Annotated in this window: 23 protein-coding genes; 10 read left to right on the top strand and 13 right to left on the bottom strand. The window is 66.8% G+C overall.

Annotated features, from left to right (window positions below):
* The gene (locus tag N4G63_RS21190) at positions 1–363 is read right to left on the bottom strand and encodes a roadblock/LC7 domain-containing protein (protein ID WP_260786908.1); all 363 of its coding nucleotides are present in this window, start codon (positions 361–363) and stop codon (positions 1–3) included.
* Positions 364–750: 387 nt separating this feature from the next.
* Here N4G63_RS21190 and fabI point away from each other — a divergent pair, with 387 nt between their 5' ends.
* On the top strand, positions 751–1,524 hold the full coding sequence (gene fabI / locus N4G63_RS21185; RefSeq protein WP_260786909.1) for an enoyl-ACP reductase FabI: 774 nt from the start codon (positions 751–753) through the stop codon (positions 1,522–1,524).
* Positions 1,525–1,622: 98 nt separating this feature from the next.
* Entirely contained in the window at positions 1,623–3,047 is a 1,425-nt protein-coding gene (locus N4G63_RS21180) for a bifunctional enoyl-CoA hydratase/phosphate acetyltransferase (protein WP_260786910.1), read from the top strand.
* 21 nt (positions 3,048–3,068) lie between these two features.
* On the opposite strand, the gene N4G63_RS21175 is transcribed toward N4G63_RS21180, so the two are convergent.
* The 5 genes from N4G63_RS21175 to N4G63_RS21155 all read right to left on the bottom strand — a co-directional run bounded on the left by N4G63_RS21175 (position 3,069) and on the right by N4G63_RS21155 (position 7,668).
* Entirely contained in the window at positions 3,069–3,770 is a 702-nt protein-coding gene (locus N4G63_RS21175) for an ABC transporter ATP-binding protein (protein WP_260787635.1), read from the bottom strand.
* Between the two features lie 23 nt (positions 3,771–3,793).
* Positions 3,794–4,543: an ABC transporter ATP-binding protein gene (locus N4G63_RS21170; RefSeq protein ID WP_260786911.1), complete on the bottom strand. Its 750-nt coding sequence runs from the start codon at positions 4,541–4,543 to the stop codon at positions 3,794–3,796.
* A complete protein-coding gene (locus N4G63_RS21165; protein ID WP_314600173.1) occupies positions 4,540–5,508 on the bottom strand; it encodes a branched-chain amino acid ABC transporter permease in 969 nt (322 codons plus the stop codon). The genes N4G63_RS21170 and N4G63_RS21165 overlap by 4 nt, the downstream gene beginning before the upstream one ends.
* Position 5,509: 1 nt before the next feature.
* Entirely contained in the window at positions 5,510–6,382 is an 873-nt protein-coding gene (locus tag N4G63_RS21160; protein WP_314600172.1) for a branched-chain amino acid ABC transporter permease, read from the bottom strand.
* Positions 6,383–6,501: 119 nt separating this feature from the next.
* The gene (locus tag N4G63_RS21155; protein ID WP_260786912.1) at positions 6,502–7,668 is read right to left on the bottom strand and encodes an ABC transporter substrate-binding protein; all 1,167 of its coding nucleotides are present in this window, start codon (positions 7,666–7,668) and stop codon (positions 6,502–6,504) included.
* A gap of 275 nt (positions 7,669–7,943) precedes the next feature.
* Between N4G63_RS21155 and N4G63_RS21150 the strand changes: the two genes are divergently transcribed.
* The 7 genes from N4G63_RS21150 to N4G63_RS21120 all read left to right on the top strand — a co-directional run bounded on the left by N4G63_RS21150 (position 7,944) and on the right by N4G63_RS21120 (position 17,903).
* Positions 7,944–9,182 carry an MFS transporter gene (locus tag N4G63_RS21150; protein ID WP_260786913.1) on the top strand — a complete coding sequence of 413 codons (1,239 nt, stop codon included), beginning with the start codon at positions 7,944–7,946 and terminating at the stop codon, positions 9,180–9,182.
* 13 nt (positions 9,183–9,195) lie between these two features.
* Positions 9,196–9,684: an NUDIX hydrolase gene (locus N4G63_RS21145; RefSeq protein ID WP_260786914.1), complete on the top strand. Its 489-nt coding sequence runs from the start codon at positions 9,196–9,198 to the stop codon at positions 9,682–9,684.
* A 223-nt stretch (positions 9,685–9,907) separates the two neighbouring features.
* Positions 9,908–11,335, top strand: a complete 1,428-nt coding sequence (locus N4G63_RS21140; protein ID WP_260786915.1) for a GNAT family N-acetyltransferase — start codon at positions 9,908–9,910, stop codon at positions 11,333–11,335.
* Between the two features lie 318 nt (positions 11,336–11,653).
* Positions 11,654–13,036 carry a TIGR03013 family XrtA/PEP-CTERM system glycosyltransferase gene (locus N4G63_RS21135; RefSeq protein WP_314600171.1) on the top strand — a complete coding sequence of 461 codons (1,383 nt, stop codon included), beginning with the start codon at positions 11,654–11,656 and terminating at the stop codon, positions 13,034–13,036.
* An 88-nt stretch (positions 13,037–13,124) separates the two neighbouring features.
* The gene (gene prsK / locus N4G63_RS21130; RefSeq protein WP_314600170.1) at positions 13,125–15,242 is read left to right on the top strand and encodes an XrtA/PEP-CTERM system histidine kinase PrsK; all 2,118 of its coding nucleotides are present in this window, start codon (positions 13,125–13,127) and stop codon (positions 15,240–15,242) included.
* Complete coding sequence (gene prsR, locus N4G63_RS21125) at positions 15,239–16,633, top strand: PEP-CTERM-box response regulator transcription factor (protein ID WP_260786918.1); 1,395 nt, start codon at positions 15,239–15,241, stop codon at positions 16,631–16,633. Before prsK ends, prsR begins: the two co-directional genes overlap by 4 nt.
* Before the next feature lie 55 nt (positions 16,634–16,688).
* A complete protein-coding gene (locus tag N4G63_RS21120) occupies positions 16,689–17,903 on the top strand; it encodes a glycosyltransferase (RefSeq protein ID WP_314600169.1) in 1,215 nt (404 codons plus the stop codon).
* A gap of 18 nt (positions 17,904–17,921) precedes the next feature.
* On the opposite strand, the gene N4G63_RS21115 is transcribed toward N4G63_RS21120, so the two are convergent.
* From N4G63_RS21115 to N4G63_RS21085, 7 genes are read right to left on the bottom strand one after another with little or no spacing between them, the layout of a single operon-like run.
* Positions 17,922–18,257: a DMT family transporter gene (locus N4G63_RS21115; protein WP_260786920.1), complete on the bottom strand. Its 336-nt coding sequence runs from the start codon at positions 18,255–18,257 to the stop codon at positions 17,922–17,924.
* Positions 18,250–18,660: a DMT family transporter gene (locus N4G63_RS21110; RefSeq protein ID WP_260786921.1), complete on the bottom strand. Its 411-nt coding sequence runs from the start codon at positions 18,658–18,660 to the stop codon at positions 18,250–18,252. The genes N4G63_RS21115 and N4G63_RS21110 overlap by 8 nt, the downstream gene beginning before the upstream one ends.
* Before the next feature lie 8 nt (positions 18,661–18,668).
* Positions 18,669–19,784, bottom strand: a complete 1,116-nt coding sequence (locus N4G63_RS21105; RefSeq protein WP_314600168.1) for a GNAT family N-acetyltransferase — start codon at positions 19,782–19,784, stop codon at positions 18,669–18,671.
* A gap of 24 nt (positions 19,785–19,808) precedes the next feature.
* Positions 19,809–21,107: a hypothetical protein gene (locus tag N4G63_RS21100; protein ID WP_314600167.1), complete on the bottom strand. Its 1,299-nt coding sequence runs from the start codon at positions 21,105–21,107 to the stop codon at positions 19,809–19,811.
* 5 nt (positions 21,108–21,112) lie between these two features.
* Positions 21,113–21,907 carry an outer membrane lipoprotein-sorting protein gene (locus tag N4G63_RS21095; RefSeq protein ID WP_260786926.1) on the bottom strand — a complete coding sequence of 265 codons (795 nt, stop codon included), beginning with the start codon at positions 21,905–21,907 and terminating at the stop codon, positions 21,113–21,115.
* Entirely contained in the window at positions 21,907–23,367 is a 1,461-nt protein-coding gene (locus N4G63_RS21090) for an ABC transporter permease (protein ID WP_260786927.1), read from the bottom strand. The genes N4G63_RS21095 and N4G63_RS21090 overlap by 1 nt, the downstream gene beginning before the upstream one ends.
* Entirely contained in the window at positions 23,364–24,083 is a 720-nt protein-coding gene (locus N4G63_RS21085; RefSeq protein ID WP_260787637.1) for an ABC transporter ATP-binding protein, read from the bottom strand. Before N4G63_RS21085 ends, N4G63_RS21090 begins: the two co-directional genes overlap by 4 nt.
* A 192-nt stretch (positions 24,084–24,275) precedes the next feature.
* On the opposite strand from N4G63_RS21085, the gene N4G63_RS21080 reads away from it, so the two are divergent.
* On the top strand, positions 24,276–24,944 hold the full coding sequence (locus tag N4G63_RS21080; protein WP_260786928.1) for a hypothetical protein: 669 nt from the start codon (positions 24,276–24,278) through the stop codon (positions 24,942–24,944).
* Positions 24,945–25,396 lie beyond the last annotated feature (452 nt).

Raw genomic sequence — 25,396 nt, 5'->3', positions numbered from 1 at the left:
TCACACCAGACGGGCCAGCGACTCGGCGGCGCGCCGCATGTCCAGGAAGATCAGGCCCAGCTTGGCGTTCGGCTTGGCCAGCACGGTGAGCACCGCCTCGGTGCCCGAGGCGCTCATGATCACGTAGCCGCGCTCGCCCTGGATCAGCACCCGCTGCAGCGCGCCACGCGCCAGCTCGCGCGCCGCACGCTCGCCCAGCGACAGCAGGGCCGCCGACATGGCGCCCACACGGTCTTCGTCCATGCCCTGCGGCAGTGCCGAGGCCATCATCAGCCCGTCGGTGGAGATCAGCGCCGAGGCCTCGATGTCGGCGGTGGCGCCGTTCAGTTCAACGAGGGTCTGCTGGATCATGTCGATGCGCATGGCGCGGTACTCCCTGGATGGTTGGCGCAGTGCCGGCCTTGCCACCCATGGCAAGCGCCGCCTGTCAATCGCTACCGTAATGACGTGGCGGCCTCATTCTCTTGACCGGTGTCAGGTGCCCGTCCGGACGCCCTGTAACCCCCATCACACTTCACCGGCTTCTTACATGCCGGATGAGCGTGCTGCACCGTGGCCGGGCACCGCCCAGGCCAAGGCCCTCGAGCTGGCTGACACGGGGGCGATCAGGCGGGCGGCCTGCCCCTTGCGGTGCGTTGCACCGGCATGAATGTTGCACTGCATCAAAATAGTGGACGAACCGGGCTCCGGGTCACCGTCGCGTCACGCCGGGGGGCCATCGTGCAGTCCGAACCGGGAAACCTGCCTGTCATGAACACTGCATTCCGCCCCCTGGCCGGCCGCCGCGGCCTGATCGTTGGCGTGGCCAACGAGCACAGCATTGCCTGGGGCTGTGCGCGCCGCGCCCATGGCCTGGGCGCCGAGCTGGCGCTGAGCTGCCTGAACGCCAAGGCCGTGACCTACACCGCGCCGCTGGCCGAGCAGCTGGGCGCGCCGCTGTTTACCTGCGATGTGAGCGACGCCACGGCCATGCAGGCCATGGTGGACAGCGCCGCACGGCAGCTGGGCGGGCTGGATTTCGTGGTGCATTCGATCGCCTGGGCGCCCCACGACGATCTGCACGGCCGCGTGGCCGACAGCAGCGCCGATGGCTTTGCGCGGGCGATGCAGATCTCCTGCCACTCGTTTGCGGCGCTGGCCCGGCTGGCCGAGCCGCACATGCGCGAGGGCGGCACGCTGGTGACCATGAGCTACCTGGGCGCCGAGGAGGCCGTGCCGCACTACGGCCTGATGGGCCCGGTGAAGGCCGCGCTCGAATCGATGGTGCGCTACCTGGCGCTGGAGCTGGGCCCGGCCGGCATCCGCGTGCATGCCGTCTCGCCCGGGCCGGTGCCCACGCGCGCGGCCTCGGGCCTGCCCGAGTTCGACAGCCTGATGGCCAGCGCGCGCGCGCAGGCGCCGCTGCGCCGCCTGGTCACGCTGGACGAGATCGGCGACTGCGTGGCCTTTCTGGTGGGCCCTGGTGCCACCGGCATGACCGGCCAGACCTTGTTTGTGGACGCCGGCGTCCACGCTGTTCGGTAGGCATGGGGCACCCGACCCCGGCGGGCACGCGGATCCACCCGCCGGGCGGGTTGGCCGCGCCTGACGCGATCTTTGATGCTTGAAACCTGGAGCACGCCATGGGCGCCCCCGACGAGCTGATTGAAAACCTCACCTTCGACGAACTGCAGATCGACCAGCGTGCGCAGGCCGTGCGCACGCTGACCATGGCCGACATCCAGGCCTTTGCGCTGGTGTCGGGCGATGTGAACCCGGCGCATGTGGATGCCGAATACGCCGAGGGCACGCGCTTTCACGGCGTCATCGCCCACGGCATGTGGGCCGGCGCGCTGATCTCCAGCCTGCTGGGCACCGAGTTCCCCGGCCCGGGCACGATCTACCTGTCGCAGGACCTGCACTTTCACCGCCCGGTGCGCGTGGGTGACACGCTCACCGTGAGCGCCACCGTGCTGACCAAGGACCCGGCCACGCGAAATGTCACGCTGGCCTGCGAGGTGCTGAACCAGCATGGCGAGCCGGTGGTCACGGGCCAGGCCCTGGTCAAGGCGCCGGCGGCCAAGGTGGTGCGCCCGCGCGTGGCCATGCCCACGCTGCACCTGTTTGACCCCGAGGCGCGGCTGGCGGCCTGGGTGCAGCAGCTGGCCACCAGCCCGCAGCGCGGCGCCGCCGTGCCCTGCGGGGTGGTGCATCCGTGCGACGAAACCTCGCTGCGCGGCGCGCTCGAGGCCGCGGCGCATGGCCTGATCGTGCCGCGCCTGCTGGGCCCGGCGGCGCGGCTGCAGGCGCTGGCCGCGTCACTGGGCCTGTCGCTCGAGGGCGTGGCCATCGACGACCAGCCGCACAGCCATGCCGCCGCCGCCCGCGCCGCCGAGCTGGCCGCGCGCGGCGAGCTGGCCATGCTGATGAAGGGCAGCCTGCACACCGACGAGCTGATGCACGCGGTGATCGCCGAACCGCGGCTGCGCACCGGCCGGCGCCTGAGCCATGTGTTCCGCTTCGAGGTGCCGGCCTACGACCGGCCGCTGCTGGTCACCGACGCGGCGATCAACATCGCGCCCACGCTGGAAGAAAAGGCCGACATCGTGCGCAATGCCATCGGCCTGGCGCATGCGCTGGGTGTGGCCTGCCCCAAGGTGGCCCTGCTCTCGGCGGTGGAGGTGGTGACGCCGCGCCTGCAGTCCACGCTGGACGCTGCCGCGCTGTGCAAGATGGCCGACCGCGGCCAGATCACCGGTGCGCTGCTCGACGGCCCGCTGGCCTTCGACAACGCCATCTCGGCCGAGGCCGCGCGCATCAAGGGCATCCGCTCGCCGGTGGCCGGCGCCGTGGACATCCTGGTGGTGCCCGATCTGGAGAGCGGCAACATGCTGGCCAAGCAGCTCGACTACCTGGCCGGCGCCGCCAGCTGCGGCGTGGTGCTGGGCGCCCGCGTGCCGATCGCGCTGACCAGCCGAGCCGACAGCGCCGCCTCGCGCCTGGCCTCGGCCGCGCTGGCCGCACTGGTGGCCTGGCAGGCCGCGGCAGCAGGCCAGGCCCGCGGCTGAGGCCGCCCGGGCATCGGCCGGCTAGACCCCCAGCAGCCGGTGCAGGGCCTCGGGGTCTTCGGCCAGCGTGGCCGAGGCGCCGGCCAGCACGATGCGGCCCTTCTCCATCACCAGCGCCTGGTCGGTGTGGGCCAGCACCATGCGGGCGTTGCGGTCGACGATCAGGGTGCTGATGCCGCTGTCGCGGATCAGCGCGATGACGCGCCAGATCTCGGCCACCACCAGCGGCGCCAGGCCCTCGGTGGCCTCGTCCAGGATCATCAGCAGCGGGTTGGTCATCAGCGCGCGGCCGATCGACAGCATCTGCTGCTCGCCGCCGCTGAGCTGCTGGCCTCCGTGGTCCAGCCGCTCGGCCAGGCGCGGAAAGGTCTCGAGCACGCGTTCATACGTCCAGTCGCGCTGGCCGGTGACGCTGGCGCGGGCGCTCATCAGCAGGTTCTCGCGCACGCTCAGGTTGGGAAATATGCCGCGACCCTCGGGCACATAGCCGATGCCGCGCCGCGCCATGCGCTCGGGCGCCTGGCCGGTGCAGTCCTGGCCCAGCCAGCGCACGCTGCCGCCGCGCGGCTTCACATAGCCCATCAGGCTGCGGATCAGCGTGGTCTTGCCCATGCCGTTGCGACCCATCAGGCCCAGCGCGGTGCCGGCCGGCAGCGACACGTCCACGCCGCGCAGGATGTGGCTGTCGCCCAGGTAGGTGTTCAGGCCTTCGACCTGCAGCAGCGGGGCCCTGGCGTCAGCGGTGCTCAATGCGCGTCCCCCAGGTAGGCGATCTGCACCTGGCGGTCGGTGCGGATGGCCTCGGGCGTGCCGCTGGCGATCACCTGGCCGTTGACCATCACCGTGATGCGCTCGGCAATGCGGAACACCGCGTCCATGTCGTGCTCCACCAGCGCGATGGCATGGCCGGGCTTCAGGCGCTGCAGCAGGGCCAGCATGCGGTCGGTCTCTTCGGCGCCCATGCCGGCCAGCGGCTCATCCAGCAGCAGCACGCGCGGGCGGGTGGCCAGGCACATGGCGATCTCGAGCTGGCGCTTGGCGCCGTGGCTCAGCGTGCCGGCCGGGCGCCGGGCGGCATCGGCCAGGCCGGCGGCCTCGAGCGCCTCGTGGGCGATGGCGCCGCTGGCGGCGCAGGCCGCGGCCGACTGCCACAGCGCCCAGGGCCGGGCACGCGCGGCCTGGGCGCACAGGCGCGCGTTCTCGAACACCGTGAACTCCGGAAAGATGGTGGTGCGCTGGTAGCTGCGGCCGATGCCGGCACGTGCGCGCCGGGGTTGCGGCATGGCGGTGATGTCCTGGCCCTGCAGCGCGATGCGCCCGGCGCTGGCCGGCATCTCGCCTGACAGCATGTTGATCAGCGTGCTCTTGCCGGCGCCGTTGGTGCCGATCACCGCATGCACCTCGCCGATGCGGAAATCCAGCGACACGTCGTTGACCGCGGCCAGGCCGCCGAAGCGCCGGGTCAGGCCCTGGCATTGCAGCAAGACCTCGCTCACGATCCGGACTCCTTGCGCCTGGCCAGGCCGATCAGGCCCTTGGGCATCAAGGCCACGCAGGCCATCACCGCCAGGCCCAGCGTGAGCTGCCAGCGCTCGGCCAGCACATGGCCCACCAGGGCCGGGGTGGACAGCGCTTCCTTCAGCAGCACGAAACCGATGGCGCCGATGACCGCGCCGCGCAGATGGCCCAGGCCGCCCAGGATGATGACCAGCAGCACCGCGCCGCTCTCGTGCCAGCTGAGCATCTCGGGGTTGACGAAGCCGTCCTTGGCCGCCACCAGAAAACCCGCCAGACCGGCCAGCATGCCGGCCAGCACGAACGCGGCCCACTTGTACAGCGTGGTCGAGAAGCCGGCCGCGCGCATGCGCTGCTCATTGACGCGGATGCCGGCCAGCGCATGGCCGAAGCGCGAGCGCCGCAGCAGCGCCAGCAGCGCATAGGTGGCCACCAGCGCGCCCAGCGCCAGCCCGTACATGCTGCGCTTGTCGTCGAGGTTGATCAGGGTCTGGCCGCCGAGCGCCAGCACCGGCCGCAGGTTCAGGTAGATGCCGTCGGTGCCGCCACCGGCCTTGGTGTCGTGCACCACGAAGTAGGCCATCTGCGCAAAGGCCAGGGTCACCATGATGAAGTACACGCCCTTGGTGCGCAGGCTCAGGGCGCCCACCGCCGCGGCATACACGCCGGCCGCGGCCATGGCCGCGGGCAGCAGCAGCAGCAGGTTGCCGGCCTCGAACTCGGGCGAGAGCTTCACCGTGGCATAGGCGCCGATGCCGTAGAACGCGGCGTGGCCCAGGCTCACCAGGCCGGTGGTGCCGACCAGCAGCTCCAGGCTCAGGGCAAACACGGCCAGCACCATCACGCGCAGCACCAGGTCCTGCAGGTAGGGGCTCAGCACGGCGGGCAGGGCGGCCAGGGCCAAGGCGGCCAGCAGCGGCAGCCAGCGGTTCAGTGTGGCAACCATCTCACCAGCCCTTGCGCATCAGGCCTTCGGGCCGCCACACCAGAATCACCGCCATCAGCAGGTACACGCCGATGCCGCTCAGCTCGGCAAAGAACACCTTGCCGAAGGTGTCGACCAGGCCCACCAGCAGGGCCGCGACCAGGGCGCCAGGGATCGAGCCGATGCCGCCGATCACCACCACCACGAAGCTCACGATCAGCACATGGCCGCCCATGCCGGGGTACACGCTGCTCATCGGCGCGGCGATCATGCCGGCCAGCGCCGCCAGGGCCACGCCACCGGCAAACACCACGCGGTACAGCCAGGTGATCGGAATGCCCAGGCCGCGCACCATGTCGCGGTTGCTGGCGCCGGCGCGGATCATCATGCCCAGGCGGGTGCGGTTGACCGTGAACCACAGCGCCGCGCCGATGGCCAGGCAGGCCAGCGAGGCAAACAGGCGGTAGACCGGGTAGGTCATCAGCTCGCCCAGGGCCACCGTGCCGGCCAGCCAGTCGGGCGCCTTGACGCCATGCACGTCGTTGCCCACCAGCATCGAGCGCAGCTCCTCGAACACCAGGATCAGCGCCCAGGTCATCAGCACCTGCTGCAGGTGATCACGCTGGTACAGGTAGCTGAAGAAGGCCCATTCGAGCAGGTAGCCGAACAGCGCCGCCAGCAGCGTGCCGCACACCAGCATCAGCACGAAGTTCTGGCCGAACAGCGGCGCCAGCCCGAAGGCCAGGTAGGCGCCCAGCATGTAGAAGCTGCCGTGCGCCAGGTTGATCACGCCCATGATGCCGAAGATCAGCGTCAGCCCCGAGGCGACGAGAAACAGCAGCAGGCCGTACTGCACGGCGTTCAGACACTGGACGGCGAAGGTGGCGAGGTCCACGGTTGCTCGGTGGGGGAAGGGTCAGCGGTCGAAGCAAGCGGCCGCCGCGGAACCGGCTGCGCCGGTCCGCTGGCGGCGCCCCCTGGGGGAGGCGCCGAAGGCGCTTCGGGGGGGGAGAGTTAAATCCTGCAGCCGCGGCCGGGATCGGCCAGCGCCTTGACCGCCACGCCGCTCATCACGTTGTAGTCGCCCTTGACCTCGCGCACGTAGAAATCCTGCGTCGGGTTGCGCTGCGGGCTCAGCGTGAACTTGCCGCGCGGGCTGTCGATGGTGGCCTTGTTCATGGCCGCCTGCAGTTCGCTGCGCTTGGCAAAGTCGCCCTTCACCGCGGCCAGGCCGGCGGCCAGCAGCTGCGCCGCGTCGTAGCCCTGCACGGCATACACGTCGGGGTTGCTCTTGTAGGTCACGGCGTACTTGTTGCGGAAGGCCGTGTTGCGCGGCGTCTCCATCGAGTCGGCGTAGTGCATGGCGGTGACCAGGCCCTGGCCGGCCGCGCCGATGGCGGGCACCGTGCCTTCGGTCAGGAAGCCCGAGGCCACCAGCGGCACGCTCTTGCGCAGGCCGGCGGCGTCGTAGTCCTTGACGAACTTCACCGCGCCACCGCCGGCGAAGAACGCAAACACCACATCGGGCTTTTGCGCCGCGATCTCGGTGAGCAGCGCCTGGAACTCGACATTGGGGAAGGGCAGCGACAAATCCTTGATGACCTTGCCGCCGCCTTTTTCAAAGGCCTCGGTGAAGCCCTTCACCGTCTCGGTGCCGGCGGCGTAGTTCCAGGTGATGGTCATCGCGCGCTTGTGGCCCTTCTGGGCGGCGATCACGCCGGTGGCATAGCCCGGCTGCCAGTTGCTGAAGCTCGAGCGGAAGATGTTGGGCGCGCACAGCGGGCCGGTGATGGCGTCGGCCCCGGCATTGGGCACGATCAGCAGCGTGTTGCTCTCCTTGGCCGCGCGGGCCATGGCCAGTGCCACGCCGGAGTGCACCGTGCCGACGATCACGTCGACCTGATCGCGCTTGATCAGCTTGTTGACGTTGTCGGTGGCCTTGCTCGGCTCGCTTTCGTCGTCCACCTTGAAGAACTGGATCGCGCGGCCGCCCAGCTTGCCGCCCTGCTCGTCGACATGCAGCTTGAAGCCCTTCTCGATGGCATCGCCCAGCGCCGCAAAGGTGCCGGTGTAGGGCAGCATGAAGCCCACCTTGAGCGGCGGTGGCGTCTGCGCCGCCGCGCCCAGGCTGAGTGCTGCGGCGGCGGTGGCCAGGGCCAGCTTCGAGAACGGAAAAGGCATCTTGGTGGTCTCCGGGCGCGCCCGCTGCGCGGGCCGTGGTTGCAGGGTCGTCGCGGGCGGCGGGCCTGCGGCCGGCCGGTGGCGCGGGCGCCGGTGGCCGTCTGTTGCAGGGCCTGCGCGCCCCGCGCAGCCTGGGCGGCAAGTTAACGGCCGGCTGGGGTGAAGTCAAGCAATATAGTGCATGCTCGGTGTTTGTACCGAGGGCTTTGGTGCACCATATTGCGTTGCCTAGGTGACGTCGCCGGGCGCGGGCGGCTCCTACACTGGGCCGACCGATGTCTGCCGCATCCCCCGCCGCACCCCCCGCCGCATCTCCCGTTATCGAAATCGAGCCGGCCTACGCCTGGGTGGTGGTGTGGGCCTGCTTCGTTGCGCTGGGCGTGATTTTTGGCGTGTCGTACTCGTTTGCCGCCTTCTTCGAGCCCTTCGCGCTGGCTTTTGGCGCGCCACGTGCGCAGGTGGCGCTGGTGTTCGGCTTGTGCGGGCTGATCTACTTCGTCGGCGGCGCTGGCGGGGGCCTGCTGGCCGACCGCTTCGGCCCGCGCCGGGTGTGCAGCGCCGGCATGCTGTGCATCGCCGCCGGCCTGCTGGGCGCCAGCCTGGCGCCCGACATCCGGACCGTGTACCTGGCCTATGGCGGCGGCGTGGGCCTGGGCATCGCGCTGGTCTACACACCGTCGATCGCCTGCGTGCAGCCCTGGTTCACCCGGCGGCGCGGCCTGGCCGCGGGCATGGCCAGCGCCGGCATCGGTGCCGGCACGGTGGCGGTGCCCTTGCTGGCCGCCGCGGCCATTGCCGCATGGCAGTGGCGCGGCGCGCTGCAGGCGCTGGCCGTGGGGGTGCTGGTGCTGGGCCTGGGCGCCACGCTGCTGCTGCGCCGCGCCCCGGCCGCCACCGCCCAGGGTGGTGCGGCTGTGGCCGGCCACACGCTGGGGCAGGCCGTGCGCAGTGCGGCGTTTCGGCGCCTGTACCTGGCCACGCTGGTGGCCGGGCCGGTGATGTTTGTGCCGTTTGCCCATGTGTCGGCCGCGGCGCGCGACCTGGGCGTGCCCGATGCCCGGGCCGTGGGCCTGGTGGGGCTGATCGGCATCGGCAGCCTGGTTGGCCGCTTTGTCATCGGCGCCGCGGCCGACCGCCTGGGCCGGCCGTTGACGCTGGCGCTGGCCCAGGCCTCGCTGGGCCTGTCGTACCTGGTGTGGTGGGGCGCTTCGGGCTACTGGGCCATGGCGGTGTTCGCGCTGTGGCTGGGCCTCAGCTACGGCGGCATGGTGTCGCTGATGCCGGCGCTGGTGATGGACTTGTTCGGCCCGCGCGCGGTGTCGGCCATCCTGGGCACGCTGTACAGCGGTGCGGCGCTGGGCAACCTGGCCGGGCCCTGGCTGGCGGGCGCGGCCTTCGACGCCTGGCACGGCTACACGCCGGTGATCTGGGTCTGCCTGGCCCTGGCGGCCCTGGGCACGCTGCTGTACGGCAGCCTGGTGCCGCGGCCCGCGGCGGTGGCGGGCGCGGCATGAACCGGGCGGGGCGATGAAGCAGCTGTCCTGCGGCATCCTGGTGCTGAATGACCGCGCCGAGTTGCTGATGTGCCATGTCACCGGGGCCTGGCACTGGGACATTCCCAAAGGCGGCGCCGAGGCCGATGAGGCGCCGCAAGCCGCCGCGCTGCGCGAAACCCGCGAGGAATGCGGCCTCGTCCTGAGCGGCGTGGACTTGCTCGACCTCGGCCGCCAGGCCTACCAGCGCAGCAAGGATCTGCACCTGTACGCGGTGCGGGTGCAGGCCTTCGATGCGACGCTGTGCCACTGTAGCAGCCGCTACACCGACAGCTGGGGCCGGCAGCGCGACGAGATGGACGGCTTCGAGTGGACGCCGTTCGACCGGGTGGTGCGCCGCAGCGCCCGCCACCTGGGCGAACTGCTGACCCAGACCGTGTCACTGCCCGCGCTGCTGGCCCGCCTGCAACACAGCGGGCCTGCCGCTACCTCGCCGCGCCTGCTGCCGCGCCGCATGGCGTGAGGCTGCGCGCCTGCGGCATTTGCCGCAAATGCCCGCTGCCGGCGCTGGGCCGAGGCTGGGCCGCCGCGGGCCGGCCAGCGACTGTCGGCATTACAGCCGGTTACTGAAGTGACATTTGCCGCTCTGAATCCGCGCGCTGCGCTGCCGTAGTTACCGACAGGCGAGCACAGGCTGATCAGAGGTGATCACCGGCCAGCCGATACCGAGGCCACCGAGCATTACCATGAAGCGGACCCTGATCTCCCGGATGCGCAAGTCAGCGCACGATGCCCTGCGCGATGGCTTGTCGCTGCTGCCCCAGTCATGGCGCTTCGAGTTCTATCGCGCGATGGTGAAGTGCGACCCGACGCCCGACCCGCGGCTCGAACTCAAGATCGCCGAGACGCAGGAAGAGCTGGAAGACTGCTTCCGCATCCTGCACGACTCGTATGTGAGCGCCGGCTTCATGAAGCCCGACCCCTCGGGCCTGCGCGTCACGATCTACCACGCCCTGCCCACCACCACCACCTTGTGCGCCAAGTGGGACGGCAAGGTGGTGGGCACCATCAGCATCATCCGCGAAGGCGTGTTCGGCTTTCCGCTGCAGTCGGTGTTCGATCTGACGGCGGTGCGGGCCAAGGGCGGCAAGATCACCGAGGTGTCGTCGCTGGCGGTCGATCCGCGTTACCGCGGGCTGGGTGGGCAGGTGCTGTTTCCGCTGATGAAGTTCATGCGCGAGTACGCGCGCGACTACTTCGACACCCGGCACCTGGTGATCGCGGTCAATCCCAACCGCATCGAGATGTACGAGGGCCTGCTGGCCTTTACCCGGCTGCAGGCCTGCGAGGTGAACAACTACGACTTCGCCAACGGCGCACCGGCCGTCGGCGCCACGCTGGACCTGCAGCTGTCGCCCGAACAGACCCGCCTGCTCTACCGCGACCGGCCGGCGCACCGCAACCTGCACAGTTACCTGTATGTGGATCCGCTGGCCAACATCCGTTGGCCCGAGCGGCACTTCCACACCACCAACGACCCGGTGCTCACGCCGGCGATGATGGATTACTTCTTCAACCAGCGCACCCAGGTGTTCGAGACGCTGGACGATCGCAAGCGCCTGCTGCTGCGCTCGATCTACGACCTGGACGACTACGCCGGCGTGCTGCCGATGCCGCGGGCCGGCGCCACGCTGGGCGCGGCCATGCGCCAGCACCAGCGCTTCTCGCTGCGCTGCCCGGCGCAGCTGGAAGTGGCTTCGTACGGCACGTCGATCGCCTATCCGCTGCAGGTCATCGAGCTGTCACGCCACGGCTTCCTGGCCGAGTGCCCCACGCCCTTGCCCGAGGGCACCAGCGGCACGCTCACGGTCGACCTGGGCAGCGCCGACACCGCCGTGGTCGAGGCGCGCGCCGTGCGCTGCCATGTCAGCCAGGGCGTCACGTACCACGGCTTCATGGTGGCGCGGCCCGATGCGTCGTGGCAGCGCTGTGTTGATGCACTGCACAGCGGCCGCACCCACCGCGATCTGGCGCCACAGCCAGTGCAGGCCGCGGCCGACACCGGCACGGCGCCACCGCAGGCCATGCCGGCGTCGCTGGCGGCCGCCGCGGTGGCTTCGGCCGGCGCCTCGGCCGCTGCCGCGGCCCGCGAATCGATGCTCACACCGGCCTGAACACCCCATCTGCGGGGGGCAAGCCCCCCTGTGTCGCGTCTTTCGCACGCTGTGTATCAAGAACCTTCGAAGGCGAAGGTGTAAGAATCTCCGACTGCCGTGACATACATCGCGCGCCCCCTCCGCCGCACCGCGCGGTGCGCACAGGGCCTGCGTACAGTGGCATGGTGATGTGCCCTCGGGCAGACATCGAGGGGTTGCATTCGCGCCCCCGTCCTGCCCGCAGCAAGTGGCCGGTTGCCGCAAGGCCCGGCCATTGATCCATGGGCGTTGCGGCGCCCGTCGATGCTGCGAGGCGTGGTGCAGTGGGAGTGTTCGGTGGTCAGGCTTTTCAATCACTATTTCCACACCTGGACGGTGCAGCGCATCGCCTTCGACTTCCTGCTGTCGCTGCTGGCGCTGGCCGGGGTGGTGCTCATCCAGGCCGACAGCCTGGTCAAGGCCTTGCCCAGCGCAGCGCCGCAGGTGCTGGCACTGGCAGCCGGGCTGTTCATGATCAACGGCCTGTCAGGCCTGTACCAGCGGGTGCAGGACTGGTCCTTCGTCGAGTCCACGGCACGTGCCCTGGTGGCGCTGGCATTGGCGGTGCTGCTGACCTACCAGATCTTCGCGCTGCTGCCGGTCGGCTTTGGCGATTCGGTGGCCATCCGCACCTCGGCCATGCTGGTGATCGCGGCGCTGATCCTGCGCCGTGTGGTGATGGGTTACTGGGCCACCCAGTCACGCGCCGGCTCGCGCGTGCTGGTCTTCGGCTCGGGCCCGGCGGCGCAAATGGTGGGCGCCACGCTGCGCGCCGCCGATCCGCTGGCCACCATCGTCGGCTACTACCCCGGCCCGAATGAAAAGCAGCCGGCCGTGCCCGAGGCCGAGCGCCTGCCGGCCACGCAATCGCTGATCCAGTCGGCGCGCAGCCTGGGCGTCGACGAGATCATCGTCGCGCTCACCGAGCGCCGCGCCGGCAGCATGCCGCTGCGCGAGCTGCTCGATTGCAAGCTCTCGGGCGTGCGGGTGTTCGACCTGACCACCTATTTCGAGCGCATGCTGGGCCAGATCCGCATCGACTTCGTCAATGCCGGCTGGCTGGTGTTTGGCGACGGCTTCAACCAGGGCTTTTATCGGTCGGCGGTCAAGCGCGCCTTCGATATTTTCTTCTCCACGCTGCTGATCGTGCTGTCGGCGCCGCTCATGCTGCTGGCGGCCATTGCCGTGGTGATGGAAAGCAAGGGCCCGGTCTTCTACCGCCAGGAGCGCGTGGGCGCCAACAACCGCGTGTTCAAGGTCACCAAGTTCCGCAGCATGCGCACCGATGCCGAGAAAGACGGCAAGCCGCGCTGGGCCAGCAAGAACGACGACCGCGTCACCCGCGTGGGCCAGTTCATCCGCCGCACCCGCATCGACGAACTGCCGCAGCTGTTCAACGTGCTGGCGGGCGACATGAGCCTGGTGGGCCCGCGCCCGGAGCGGCCGTTCTTCGTCGAGCAGTTGACCAACGAGATTCCGTACTACGCCGTGCGCCACAGCCTCAAGCCTGGCGTGACCGGCTGGGCCCAGGTGCGCTACCAGTACGGCTCTACCATCGAAGACTCGCAGGAAAAGCTGCAGTACGACCTGTACTACGTGAAGAACCACAGCCTGCTGCTCGATCTGGTGATCCTGTTCGAGACCGTGGGCGTGGTGGTCACCGGCAAGGGCGCCCGCTGACCGCGCGCAGGCGGCGCATGCTGGCGCCGGCGCAGGCGCGCGGCCTGCCGGCTGCGCGCTGCCGCCTTTGCCAGACCCGGCCCTGACGATGCTCGACACCTCCGACGGCCTGCTGCGCCTTGGTTACCTGCTGGCGTTTGCCGCCTACGGCATCTACGCGCTGTACCTGTGGCGCACCGGGCTGCTGCGCACCAACCCCGGCCCGGCCTCGCGCGGCTACCTGGTGGCCATCGTGGCCAGTGCCGCCTGGGGCGCGGCGGCCTGGTTCGATCTTGATTCCAGCAAGCGCCTGAGCTGGCACCTGGCCGAGGGGCTGGATGACCTGCGCCACCTGGCCTGGCTGGCCTTCATGATGTGGCTGCTGCCGCACGAGCCAGGGCGCCAGCCGCGGCGCCACTGGGGCTGGCACACCGCGCTGGCGCTGGCGCTGTGCAGCCTGGCCGTGAACGCCTGGCTGGCCTGGCTGCCCGAAGACGTGGACCGCGCCTCGCGGCTGGTGGCCACGCTGCGCCTGGCCTGGGCCGTGGCCGGCTTGCTGCTGGTGGAGCAGCTGTTCCGCAACCAGGCCGAGCAGTCCACCTGGGCGGCCAAGCCGCTGTGCCTGGCGCTGGCCGGCTTGTTCATCTACGACATCTACCTGTACTCGCAGGTGATGATGTTCGGCCGGCTCGACTTCGATGTGGCCGACGCCCGCGGCCTGGCCCATGCCGTGGCGGTGGCCCTGCTGTTCGTGGCCTCGCGCCGCCATGCGCGCTGGCTGAGCAAGATCGAGATCTCGCAGACGGCGGCTTTCTACTCGGCCTCGCTGCTGCTGATCGGCGGCTACCTGCTGGTGATGGCCGGCGCCGGCTACTACGTGCGGGTGGCCGGCGGCAGCTGGGGCGGCGCACTGCAGGTGGCGCTGCTGTTTGCGGCGCTGGTGCTGCTGGGCGTGCTGCTGGCCTCGGGCACCATGCGCGCGCGCATGCGGGTGTTCGTGGGCAAGCACTTCTTCCGCTACCGGTATGACTACCGCAAGGAGTGGCTGCGCTTCACCGCCTTGCTCAGCAGCTGTGCCGAGCCGCAGCAGGTGGGCGCCACCGTGGTGCGAGGGCTGGCCGACATGGTCGAGGCCCAGGGCGGCGGCCTGTGGCTGCGTGTCATCGGTGAAGACCGCTGCGTGCTTGCCGCCAGCTGGAACCTGCCGCAAAGCGACGCCCGCGAGCCGCTGGATTCGCCCTTCATCACGCTGATGCGCGAACGCGAGTGGCTGTTCAACCTGGCCGCCGACCGCCATGCCCCCACCGAGCGCGACGCGCTGGCGGTGCTGCCCGACTGGCTGCGCGCCATGCCGCAAGCCTGGGTGGTGGTGCCGCTGATCGTGGGTGACGAGCTCAACGGTTTTGTCGTGCTCACCCGCCCGCGCGCACCGGTCGAACTGAACTGGGAGGTGCGCGACCTGCTCAAGACCGCCGCCCGCCAGGGCGCGGCCTTTCTGGCGCAGATGCATGCCACCGAGGCCCTGCTGGAAGCGCGCAAGTTCGAGGCCTTCAACCGCATGTCGGCCTTTGTGGTGCACGACCTGAAGAACATCGTCACCCAGCTGGCGCTGATGCTCAAGAACGCCGAGCGCCACCGCGACAACCCCGAGTTCCAGGCCGACATGCTGGAGACGGTGCAGAACTCGGTCGAAAAGATGCGCCAGCTGATGCTGCAGCTGCGCGAAGGCCAGCGGCCCACCGGCCTGCAGGCCGGCGTCGACCTGAGCGCCATCGCCCAGCGCCTGCAGGATGGCGCCCAGCAGCGCGGCCGCGAACTGCTGCTCGACCTCGGCGATCGCGTCGCCACCCGCGGCCATCCCGATCGGGTGGAGCGGGTCATCGGCCATGTCGTGCAGAATGCCTTCGAGGCCACGCCGCCCACGGGTAAGGTGTGGCTGCGGCTGGCCCAGTCCGCCGGCCGGGCGGTGGTGGAAGTGGGCGACACCGGCGCCGGCATGAGTGCCGAGTTTGTGCAGAACCGGCTGTTCCGGCCCTTCAACACCACCAAGGCCAGCGGCATGGGCATCGGCACCTTCGAGAGCTTCCAGTACGTCAAGGAGCTCGGCGGCCAGATCGACGTCAAGAGCGAGCCCGGCGTCGGCACCCTGGTCACGATGCTGCTGCCGCTGTTTGATCTGCGCACCGGCAGCGATCTCCACGCCCCCACCGGCCCCGCCAAGCTATGAGCCAAGACAACGACCGACCGCTGCTGGTGGTTGAAGACGACCTCGCGCTGCAAAAGCAGATCAAGTGGTCGCTCGACCGCTTCGACGTGGTCACCGCCAGCGACCGTGAATCGGCCCTGGCCGCCTACCGCCGGCACCGGCCCGCGGTGGTCACCATGGACCTCGGCCTGCCGCCCGACCCCGACAGCACCGGCGAGGGCTTTCGCCTGCTGAGCCAGCTGCTCGAGGCCGATGCCGAGCTGAAGGTGATCGTGCTCACCGGCCAGAACGACCGCGCCAATGCGCTGCGCGCGATCTCGCTGGGTGCCTACGACTTCTTCGCCAAGCCCTTCGAGCCCGAGATGCTGGCGCTGACCATCGAGCGCGCCTACCGCCTGTTCGAACTGCAGGCCGAGAACCGCCGCCTGCAGTCGGTGCAGCCCAGCGAAACCCTGGGCGGCCTGATCACCCGTGATCCCGACATGTTGCGCGTGGGCCGCATGATCGAGAAGGTGGCACCCAGCGATGCCACCGTGATGCTGCTGGGCGAAAGCGGCACCGGCAAGGAAGTGCTGGCCACCGGCCTGCACAACGCCAGCCGGCGCAAGGGCAAGTTCGTGGCCATCAACTGCGCGGCCATCCCCGAAAACCTGCTCGAGAGCGAGCTGTTCGGCTACGAGCGCGGCGCCTTCACCGGCGCCACCAAGACCACCGTCGGCAAGATCGAAACCGCCAATGGCGGCACGCTGATGCTCGACGAGATCGGCGACCTGCCGATGCCGCTGCAGGCCAAGCTGCTGCGCTTTTTGCAAGAGCGCAAGATCGAGCGACTGGGCGGCCGCCAGGAGATCGCCGTGGATGTGCGCGTGGTCTGCGCCACGCACCAGAACCTCAAGGGCCAGATCGCCGAAGGCCGCTTCCGCGAAGACCTGTTCTACCGCCTGGCCGAGATCGTGGTCGACATCCCGCCGTTGCGCGCGCGCAGCGGCGACGCCGTGCTGCTGGCCCACGCCTTCTTGCGCCGCTTTGCGCAGGAGAACAAGCGTGGCGCCATGAGCCTGGGCGACGACGCCGCCCGCGCCATCGAATCGCATCCGTGGCCCGGCAACGTGCGCGAGCTGCTCAGCGCCGTGCGCCGCGCCGTGATCATGGCCGACGGCAACCGCGTCACCGCACAAGACCTGGGCTTGAGCATGGCCGCCATCACCCCTGCGGCCGAAGGCGACGTGGCCGACGCCGGCGGCACGGGCGACCTGGATCTGCGCCGGGTGCGCGAAGCCGCCGAACGCCAGGCCGTGCTGGCCGCGCTGGCGCGCACCGACAGCAACATCGCCAAGGCCTCCGAACTGCTGGGGGTGAGCCGGCCCACGCTGTACGATCTGATGCACCGCCTGGCCATCACGGCCAAGTAGGCGCTGCCGCCGCCCGCGCATCGCGGCCATGCCCGTGGCCCAGCCATCCCGCCCCATGCCCGCACGCCGCCTGAAGCTGCTGATGTTTGCCGAGGGCGTCACGCTGGCCCATGTGGCGCGGCCCGTGGCGCTGGCGCGCCTGCTCGACCCGGCGCGTTACGAGATCGTGCTGGCCTGCACGCCGCGCTACGCACGCTTTGCCACCGATGCGCGCTGGCGGCGCGTTGATCTCAACAGCGTTGCGCCGGCTGATTTCAATGACCGCCTGGCCCGCGGTGCCCCGGTCTACAGCCACGAGACACTGGCGCGCTATGCCGCCGAAGACGCGGCCCTGATCGCCGCCGAGCGGCCCGACGTGGTGGTGGGCGACTTCCGGCTGTCGCTCTCGGTGAGCGCCCGGGTGGCCCGGGTTCCCTACCTCGCCATCGCCAACGCCTACTGGACCCCGCTGGCCCCGCCGCGCTACCCGATGCCGGTGCTGCCGCTGTCGCGCGCGCTGCCCCTGCCGCTGGCCCGCACCCTGTTTGCCATCGGCCGGCCCATCGCCTTCCACCAGCACTGCGGGCCGATGAACCGGCTGCGCCGCGCGCATGGTTTGCCGGGCTTCGGCAACGACCTTCGCCGCGCCTACTCCGACTGCGACCACCTGCTGCTGCCCGATGTACCGGCGCTGTTTCCGCAGGTTCAACTCGGTGAGCACGCCAGCTGGATCGGACCGCTGGCCTGGGCGCCACCGGTTTCGCTACCTGATTGGTGGTCCGAAACGGCGTCGCCAGGCCTGCCCTGGGTCTATGTCACGTTGGGCAGCTCCGGTCCGACCGAGGCCTTGCCGGTGGTGCTGGGTACCCTGGCCGATATGCCTGTTCGGGTGATGGCCTCTACGGCGGGCGGGTCGCTTCCGGTCCGCGTGCCGCCGAACGCTTGGATTGCGCCGTACTTGCCGGGCGACCAGGCCGCCGCGCGGTCCAATTGGATGGTCTGCAACGGCGGCAGCATGGGTACACAGCAGGCACTGGTTGCTGGCGCGCCGGTCCTCGGCCTTGCAACCAACATGGACCAGTTCCTCAACATGGAACCTCTGGTGGCCGCTGGGGCTGGGGCGGTGCTGCGGACGGACTGTCTGAACCCCCAGATGCTGCGCGCGGCGGTGGAAACCGTTCAGTCTGAACTCGCCAAAACGGCAGCCTTGCGCATTCAGGCCATTTTGGAGCAGCCGTCAGTTGAGTCAGCACTGGAGCGGGTTCTCGCCCGGATCGGCGTCACCGGCTAAGGCACGGCCACTGGCCGCTCAGCGCGGGACGGAGTTCGAAAACGCCTGAAGCACGATCACTCCGCCCAGAATTAGACCGATGCCCAGCCGAGCGGGCGGATCCATGGTCTGGTGAAAGAACACCTGGCTGACCAGCGTGATCAGTACCAAGCCCGAGCCCGTCCAGGTGGCGTACACGATGCCCACAGGGATGGTGTCCAGCGTCAGGCTCATCAGGTAGAGCGACGCGGCGAAACACAGCGCCATTGCCACGGCCCAGGGCCAAATCTTCTTGAAGCCGTCGGTCAGCTTCATCGCCGTGATGGCCAACACCTCAGCTACGATTGCTGCGAGCAGGGTCAGCCAGTCAAGCATGGGTGGTCTCTGAAAACCCCTGGATCACGATCACGCCCGCGGTGATCATGCCGATGCCCAGCAACGCTGCCGCATCCAAGCTCTGGCCGAGCCACGCCCACGCCACCACGGTCACCATGGCAACACCGACGCCTCCCCAGGTGGCGTACACCACAGGCACCGCAATTCGGCGCGTCACCACCGTCAGCAGAATGAATGACAGTTCGTAGAGGACGATCACGACCGCTGACGGCCAAAGCCGGGTGAAGCCCTCGGTGAACTTGAGCAGGCTGGTGGCGGCGACCTCGCTGATGATGGCCACTGACAGCAGCAGCCAGTACAGCGGTGGCACCGCGTTCGGGCCGGGTTCTGTCGCGGTGGCCTTGTCGCCAACCTGGCCGGCAATTGACGACGGCGTACCCATGTCGCTGCTCAGGTGAACCGGGCCTGTAAGGAGTTAAGAATTGGGTTGACCATACGGGTCATGTGCATCAAAGGATGCATCGTGGCCCCGAACTTGGCTTTGAGCTCGTAGCCACCCTGATTCAGCACATAGGCCTTCAGCCCATGCTCGATGCACCATTGCACGTTGTACAAGAAGCTGACGAAGTACAGGTTGTATTGGTGTGCTTGTGAGTAGTCCATGCCAATGTACTTGTCCATCAGTCGTCCGTCATGCACTGTGCACAAATTGAATCCAATCAATTGACGGGAATCGTTTTGTCCTGAGAAGTACAGGAAATAGACCGAATGCTCCGGCTGTAGACGACCAAAGCCCTCGAAGTAGGCTGGTGTCAAGGTTTCGAAGTGCAGATCGCTGCGGTTGTAGACCTGTCGATACAAGCCATGCAATGCCTGAGCGAGCGGCGGATCGATGGTCTGGCGCGCTTCCACGATGAGGCCGCCCCGCGAATTGGTCTGTTTCTGCTTGCGCCTTAGATCTTTTCGCGTCCCAGTTGACAGCGATTCGAGGTATTCGTCCAGGCTCTTGTACGGCAGATCAATAACAGGCATGGGCAAGGCATCGCTGCGCGAATAGCCGAGAACCCGCAGCGATGCCAAGCTGGCGTCGGAATCGTCCGCGGCGAAGTCCTTCATAACAATCATGCGCGCTCGCTTCTGGCGGGCATGAGCACAAAGGGCTGCGTCGAACGCGCGCCAAAGCGCTGGGTCCGCTGCCACGTCAGCTGCGACGGCAATCACCGACCGCTCGGTAGCGAAGCCGCCGCAAAACAGCGTGCGCCAGACCATCAGGCCAGGCCAAACGCGTTGCATGCGTGCCAGCCGTTGCTGCGCCTTGCCTTCGAATGCCAACCGGAAGTCAAAATCGGCAACGTATAGCGGAGCGATCATTACCAGGCGGCCAGCGCGGCGTAGCAACAGGTAACCGAACTCGAAGCCGGGGAGGCCTGCCTGATCCTGTACCATGTAATAGTCTCGACCCTCTTGTTCAGAAGGCCAAAGGCTCCGCCACTCGACTGCGTCCACCTGTGCGGCTGTTGCGACCACCTCGGTTTGATACGCCATATCAACGGCGCGGATGCTCATGTGGGGGAAGTTGGCGTAGGTGTTTCAGAAAAAAGTCGCGAGGATCAACTGCAGCGACCGGCGATTTGGGATGAGGCCGTACTCGGCGCTTGCACTACCGCTTGCACCAAACCACTGCGCAGCCACGTCAATACGGTCGAGGTGGTAGCGCACTTCAAGCCAGGCGAAACGGCTGTGGTCGTCGGCATTGACTCGTACGAAGCCGTTCAAATCGAGGTTCTTCACGGCCAGGCTCTTTTGCGAAACGTACACAAGCCACGCACCGCGCGACGCGTTATCTTGACGCTTCTGGGCGTCGAGCAGATAAGTGCCCAGCACATCAGTGCCCTGGGCAGCAGCAGCCCAACTTTCTCTATTCGGTGCGGCACCATCGTGAGCGTACTCCACGGTGATGGCGGTTCGCGTGGGGGCGGTGTAGGTTAGCCCTGCGGTCCAGCGTGCACGCTTCGGCGACGAGGACGAGGGCGAGCCGTCGAGCAAAGATGCCAGTCGATCGGATTCCGGGCCGCGAGAAAACTCGCCGTGTGCCACGATCGCATCGGTCATCAGGTAGGTGCCGTTGGCGCCCAATTGCGGTCCGCGCCCCTCCTCGGCATAGCCCAGCATTTGCCAGCTCAGGCGCTTGCCGCTCTTGCCACTCCACGTCAGAAGCCCGCGCTTTCGGCTATTCGTAGCGCCAAGATCAAGACTGAATGGGGCATCGCTCGCATGGTCAGCCAGCTTCGGAGCCAAAGCCAGCGACAGCCCTCCGCCGGTCCACAACTTCTGGGCGCGTAGCATCACAGTGCCCAATCGAATCTCGCGCAATGCCAAAGGGTCAGCTGTTGAGATTGCGCGTAAGGCACCCCCGCGGAAATAGTCCGTTGGGTTGTTGCCGTAGGCCGGGCCATTGCGAAGATTGATGCGACCAAACTCAAGCACCATTTCGCCAGCCCCGTCCTGCCAGCTGAGGTAGCTTTCGCGCAAGCTGTTGGTGGTGGCGCGCTCACCTGAATCGGCCGGGTGTATGTCGTCAAGTCGATTTGACAGCACTGCGCGCCAGCCGGGCAAGGGCCGAAAGGACTGTGTGTAGTCGATCGATACTCGGCGCGAATCGACGTTGCCCAACCCGCCGCGTCGCGTCAGCCGCCCTGCAGCAAGTTCGCCAAACAGGCGTAGGTTTGCTGCGGAGACTTCGCTACGTGTAGGCGCGATATCTGCGGCTGGCGCCTCCAGTGCCAGGGCATCCTCATCTGCAGCCCGCACGTTAGCGCACATGGTGAAGAGGATGGCCAGAGCAATGAACCGGGGCAATCCCGCAGAGTCGCCAAATTCGGTGCTCATGGCAATCAATCTCCCTGAAAGCGCTGCAGAAAGTCGCGCTGGAACCACGTGGTTGGCAAGTTGCGTGAGGCGTAGTCGGAGAAGCGCACGATGGTGACGGATTGCGGGTTCACGCCGTCGATGATGACGGTTTCCGTCGGCCGCTCGGTGCCGAGCTGCAACTGGAATTTGCGGTAATAAGCCGTCTTCAGCAATCGTCCGGAATCGGCGATGAATCGTGCCTTTAGCGGCCATCGCGAATCTGCATCGATCCAAAGCTCGATCGAAGCATAGGTCGAGTCTTCAGTCGCTGCGGTCAGCGCCAGCTTGATGCTCTTGCGTTGCTTCCGCTCACCATCGGTGATGGTTTCCTCTGCAGCAATGCTGGCTTTGTAGTCGCGCGCAAAGTTCACTGTCACGACATCGCCATTCGAGGCGTCGCCCAACAGTCGTTGTTGTGGCGAGATGCGCACACTGGCCTTGGTGCCAGGGTCGTAAAACCACATGTCGCTGCCATTCTTTAGTAGCAGCTTGCCCGTGTCTCGAACAGGCTGAACAAAGCGCAACAAGCTTGCGAACTGAGTGCCTCCAGTTTGCTCCATCGATCGGGAGTAGCTGACCAACTGGCTTGTGTCGACCTGTTGGCCCTTCTCGAACTCGGTTAGTGTGACCGTTACTCGAAACGGCTGACCCGGATTCCGGACTGCGTCGCTGGCAGCCAGCAGCGCCTGTGCGTCGGACGCCGCATGCAAAGGCAGCGCCGAGATACCGGCCCCCATGAACCACAAGGCTTTGCGAAGGAAGCTAGCACGTGTCCACATCAGATATGCCTCAGTGCGTCGACGATCTTCAACTGAGCAGCGCGTCGCGCAGGCCACCAAGCCGATAAGGCGGCAATCACCACCAAACCGACCGCTGTAAGCGCGATCATGCCCCCCTGGCCCCAAACCCGCACAGTCAGCGGTAGGCGCTCCGAACCCCCGGGTGGTAGCCAGGTGAGTTGCAGGCTATTTACGATCCACGAAATAACCAGCGCGCTGGTGATGCCCGCCACAGCGCCCGCCATTCCCAATACCAGACCTTCCGTCACAAATAGCTGGCGGATACCCGCCTGTCGCAGACCAACCGCGCGCAAGGTGCCGATTTCAGTGGTGCGTTCGACCACAGCGGCGTTCATTGTGTTCGTTACCGTGAAAAGCACGATGCCGCCGATGAGGGTGAAGATGAAGCCGAAGATCGTGTCGAACAACTGCACTGTCTGCGTGTAGAACGGATTGAGTTCAATGAAATCGAGGAGAGCCAACGGTTCGTCGGGTGCTACACGCGCTATGAGTGCCTTTAGCGCTTCGCGGGCCACGGGCAGATCTGCAGTACGTGCCAACTGAACCATGATGGCGGTGGCACGCGGTTCGGAACGGCCAAAAACCAGTTGTTGGGCCTGCTGGAACTGCAGCACGATCGCGATATCGTCGAGTTCCTTGGTGCCTTGGTTCTCAGCTGCCTGCACGTACAACGCGGCCACGTTCGGCGAACCGCGACCGTGACCTGACAGGAGTTCTATTTTTGCTTTGGGGGCATGCGGAGGCGCGGGCGCAGCAATGGCGCTAGCACCGCCGCGCCCTTTGTCTTGGGCCTTCGAGGAGGGCTTGCTAGGCGCCTTGCTCTCCAGATCTGCCAGCGCTGCGATATCTGCATCGAGTGAGGGTCCCTTGGGTGCCTTCTCGGTCTCGGGCTTCGGACAGTTGGTGATGTTCAAAGCGGCGCACAGCAGTAGCACCCGGGCCACGCCGGTGCCCACGATGGCCGCATCGGCGGGTGCGCCGTCTAAGACGTAGGGTGGGCTAACTTGCGCGCTGCCAAATTCGTTCCATTGGCGCATGCGTGTCACGTCGGCGGCTATCAGACCTGTGCCAATTACTGTGCGTGATACGCCGGCGTCGTAGTTGCCTGCCACGCCCCCAAACTGCAGCATCGGCGTGACAACCGTAACCCATCCTCTCAGTGCCGGGTCTTCTGCAATGGCTTGCTCGATACGGCGGTTTTGACGAATGGCGTAGGCAGTCGGATTGCCGCTGCCATACAGAAAGTAGTCGCGATGCTGAATCTGGAGGTGGCCGCCATTTCGCACGTACTCAGTCAACATGGCAAGGCGGATGTCGGCGGTGTAGCCCCCGAACAGCAACAACGAAGCGGCGCCAATCGCCAAAGCCAGCAGGGTCGCGAGCGATCGGCGGCGATTGCGCAGCAAGTTGCGCAGCGCTAGCGACAAGGTCTGGTTCATTCGTCGTCCTCAACGACGAATGCATTGGCATTTGACGCCGACTCGGGTGCGGCCGCAGTCGTAGCTTCAGGCTCTGCCTTGCGAATGATCTTCTGGATGACACCATCGCGCAGCATGATCAGGTCGTCGGCCGCGTCGATCAAGCTTCGGTCATGCGACGCGAAGATAAATGAGATCCGGTAACGCTCTTGCATGTGGCGCATGAGTTGAATCACGGCCGCGCCGGTTTGGCTGTCGAGGTTGGCGGTGGGCTCGTCGGCAATCACCAGTTTGGGTTTTCGCGCCAACGCCCGCGCGATCGCGACGCGCTGGCGTTGGCCGCCAGACAGTTGCCCCGGTAGATTCCGCGCCCGGTCGGTCAGGCCAACCAGGTCTAACAGCTTCTTCACGCGACGCTGGCGACGCTCTGGTGCCATTCCGGCCAAGACGAGTGGGTACTCAACGTTCTCGAACGTTGTCAGCACCGGGATCAGGTTGAAGCTTTGGAAGACGAAACCGATGTGGGCTGCGCGAAAGTCGGCCAGTTCATCATCTGATAGTTGCTGGATGTCTATGCCGGCAACTGAGACGGTACCGCGGTCGGGTCGGTCGATGCAGCCCAGCATGTTCAGCAGTGTGGACTTGCCACTGCCCGAAGGACCCAGCAGGACGGTGAAACGCGCCGGACGTACCAGTAGGTCGATCCCGCGCAGCACGGGCACTTCAACCTCATCCATCTGGTAGGTCTTGTGGATCCCGGAAAGCAGAGCAACAGGTTCGGTCACGGCAAGGTGTATCGGCAGGGCCGTAGCATCAGATTAGCGCCGGCCCGCATGTCTGGCGACTGTTGACCGTTGGCCGTGTATTCTGACCGTTTGTCAGCCGCACAACGGTGGACCACACGAACTTTAGGAAAGTGAAGGCCGAGCATGAAAACCACAACAATTGACTACTTGCTGTCCACGCTAGCCATCGCGCTGTTGCTCTTCACGGCGCTCGCTTTACCGGTCGCGCTGCACCCACGCTTGGCGGCCGTCGTTGGGGCTCATCATGTTTTGCTGGAGGTCGGGCTCTTTTTCGTGGGCTATGGACTTGCGTCAGCACTGATGACCAGGCTGCTGCTTCACTGGCGACCGCTGCCAACGGGCACCCATGAGGAGAACTCACCCGAGTTTACGTACTGGAAGTTCCTGACAGTCATTTACCGATTGGGGTATGGCGCCTTGTGCCCTTTCGTCCCTGTGTTCCTGAAGCCCTTGCTAGAGTCATTGTTCGGGGCATCCGTGGGCCGTGACGTGGCACTGGGCGGCAGCATTGATGACCCCTACGCGGTGTCCATAGGCGACGGTACGGTTCTAGGCAATGCGTCCTTGGTGACCGCCAATTTTCTGGCGGGTGGAAAGCTCGTTTGTGGCACGGTGCGAATCGGGGCGCGGGTTACCGTCGGCGCGAATGCCATCGTATACCCGGATACCGAGATCGGCGATGGGGCCACATTGACGGTGGCGAGCGTGTTGATGCCTGGCGCAAGAATACCTGCCGGCGAAACATGGCGTGGAAATCCGGCGCGGAAATGGGCTGGCCCGGTCAATGTTTGATGCCGGGATCGCTCGAGGATAAGGACTTGGTCGGGATATTGCTTCGAAAATAGATGCATTCCCAAATGCGATGGGATATTTGCATTGCCCATCAACTTGGCTTTTGATGGATATCGAGGGGCAAGTAATTTCGGCGGCCGTTGAGCAGGCGACGTAGCGCTGATTGAGCAACGGGCTTCATCACGCAGATGGCGCAAATTGCAACGGCCATCGATTTTGATTGGCAATAACTCCAATTCGATCATGCATGGCACTACATTCGAACTCGGCTTTCCATTAGCCACTTGAATTGAACTCGATTCAAGTGTGGAAGGGTTGCGCAAGTGATTTTTTTTTGCCGCACAAAGTGCTATTCGCGCGAATAAAGAACCATTCTAGTCCCGTCCTGACCTTGATCACTGAAACAAGTCCCGCCGATACCGCATCTAGAACGAGGGATTGTCTTGTCTTTG

The sequence above is a fragment of the Aquabacterium sp. OR-4 genome, assembly GCF_025290835.2.
GTDB lineage: Bacteria > Pseudomonadota > Gammaproteobacteria > Burkholderiales > Burkholderiaceae_C > Pseudaquabacterium.
Note: the sequence above shows the minus strand (reverse complement) of the source record. Positions and strands in the feature narration are given on the sequence as shown.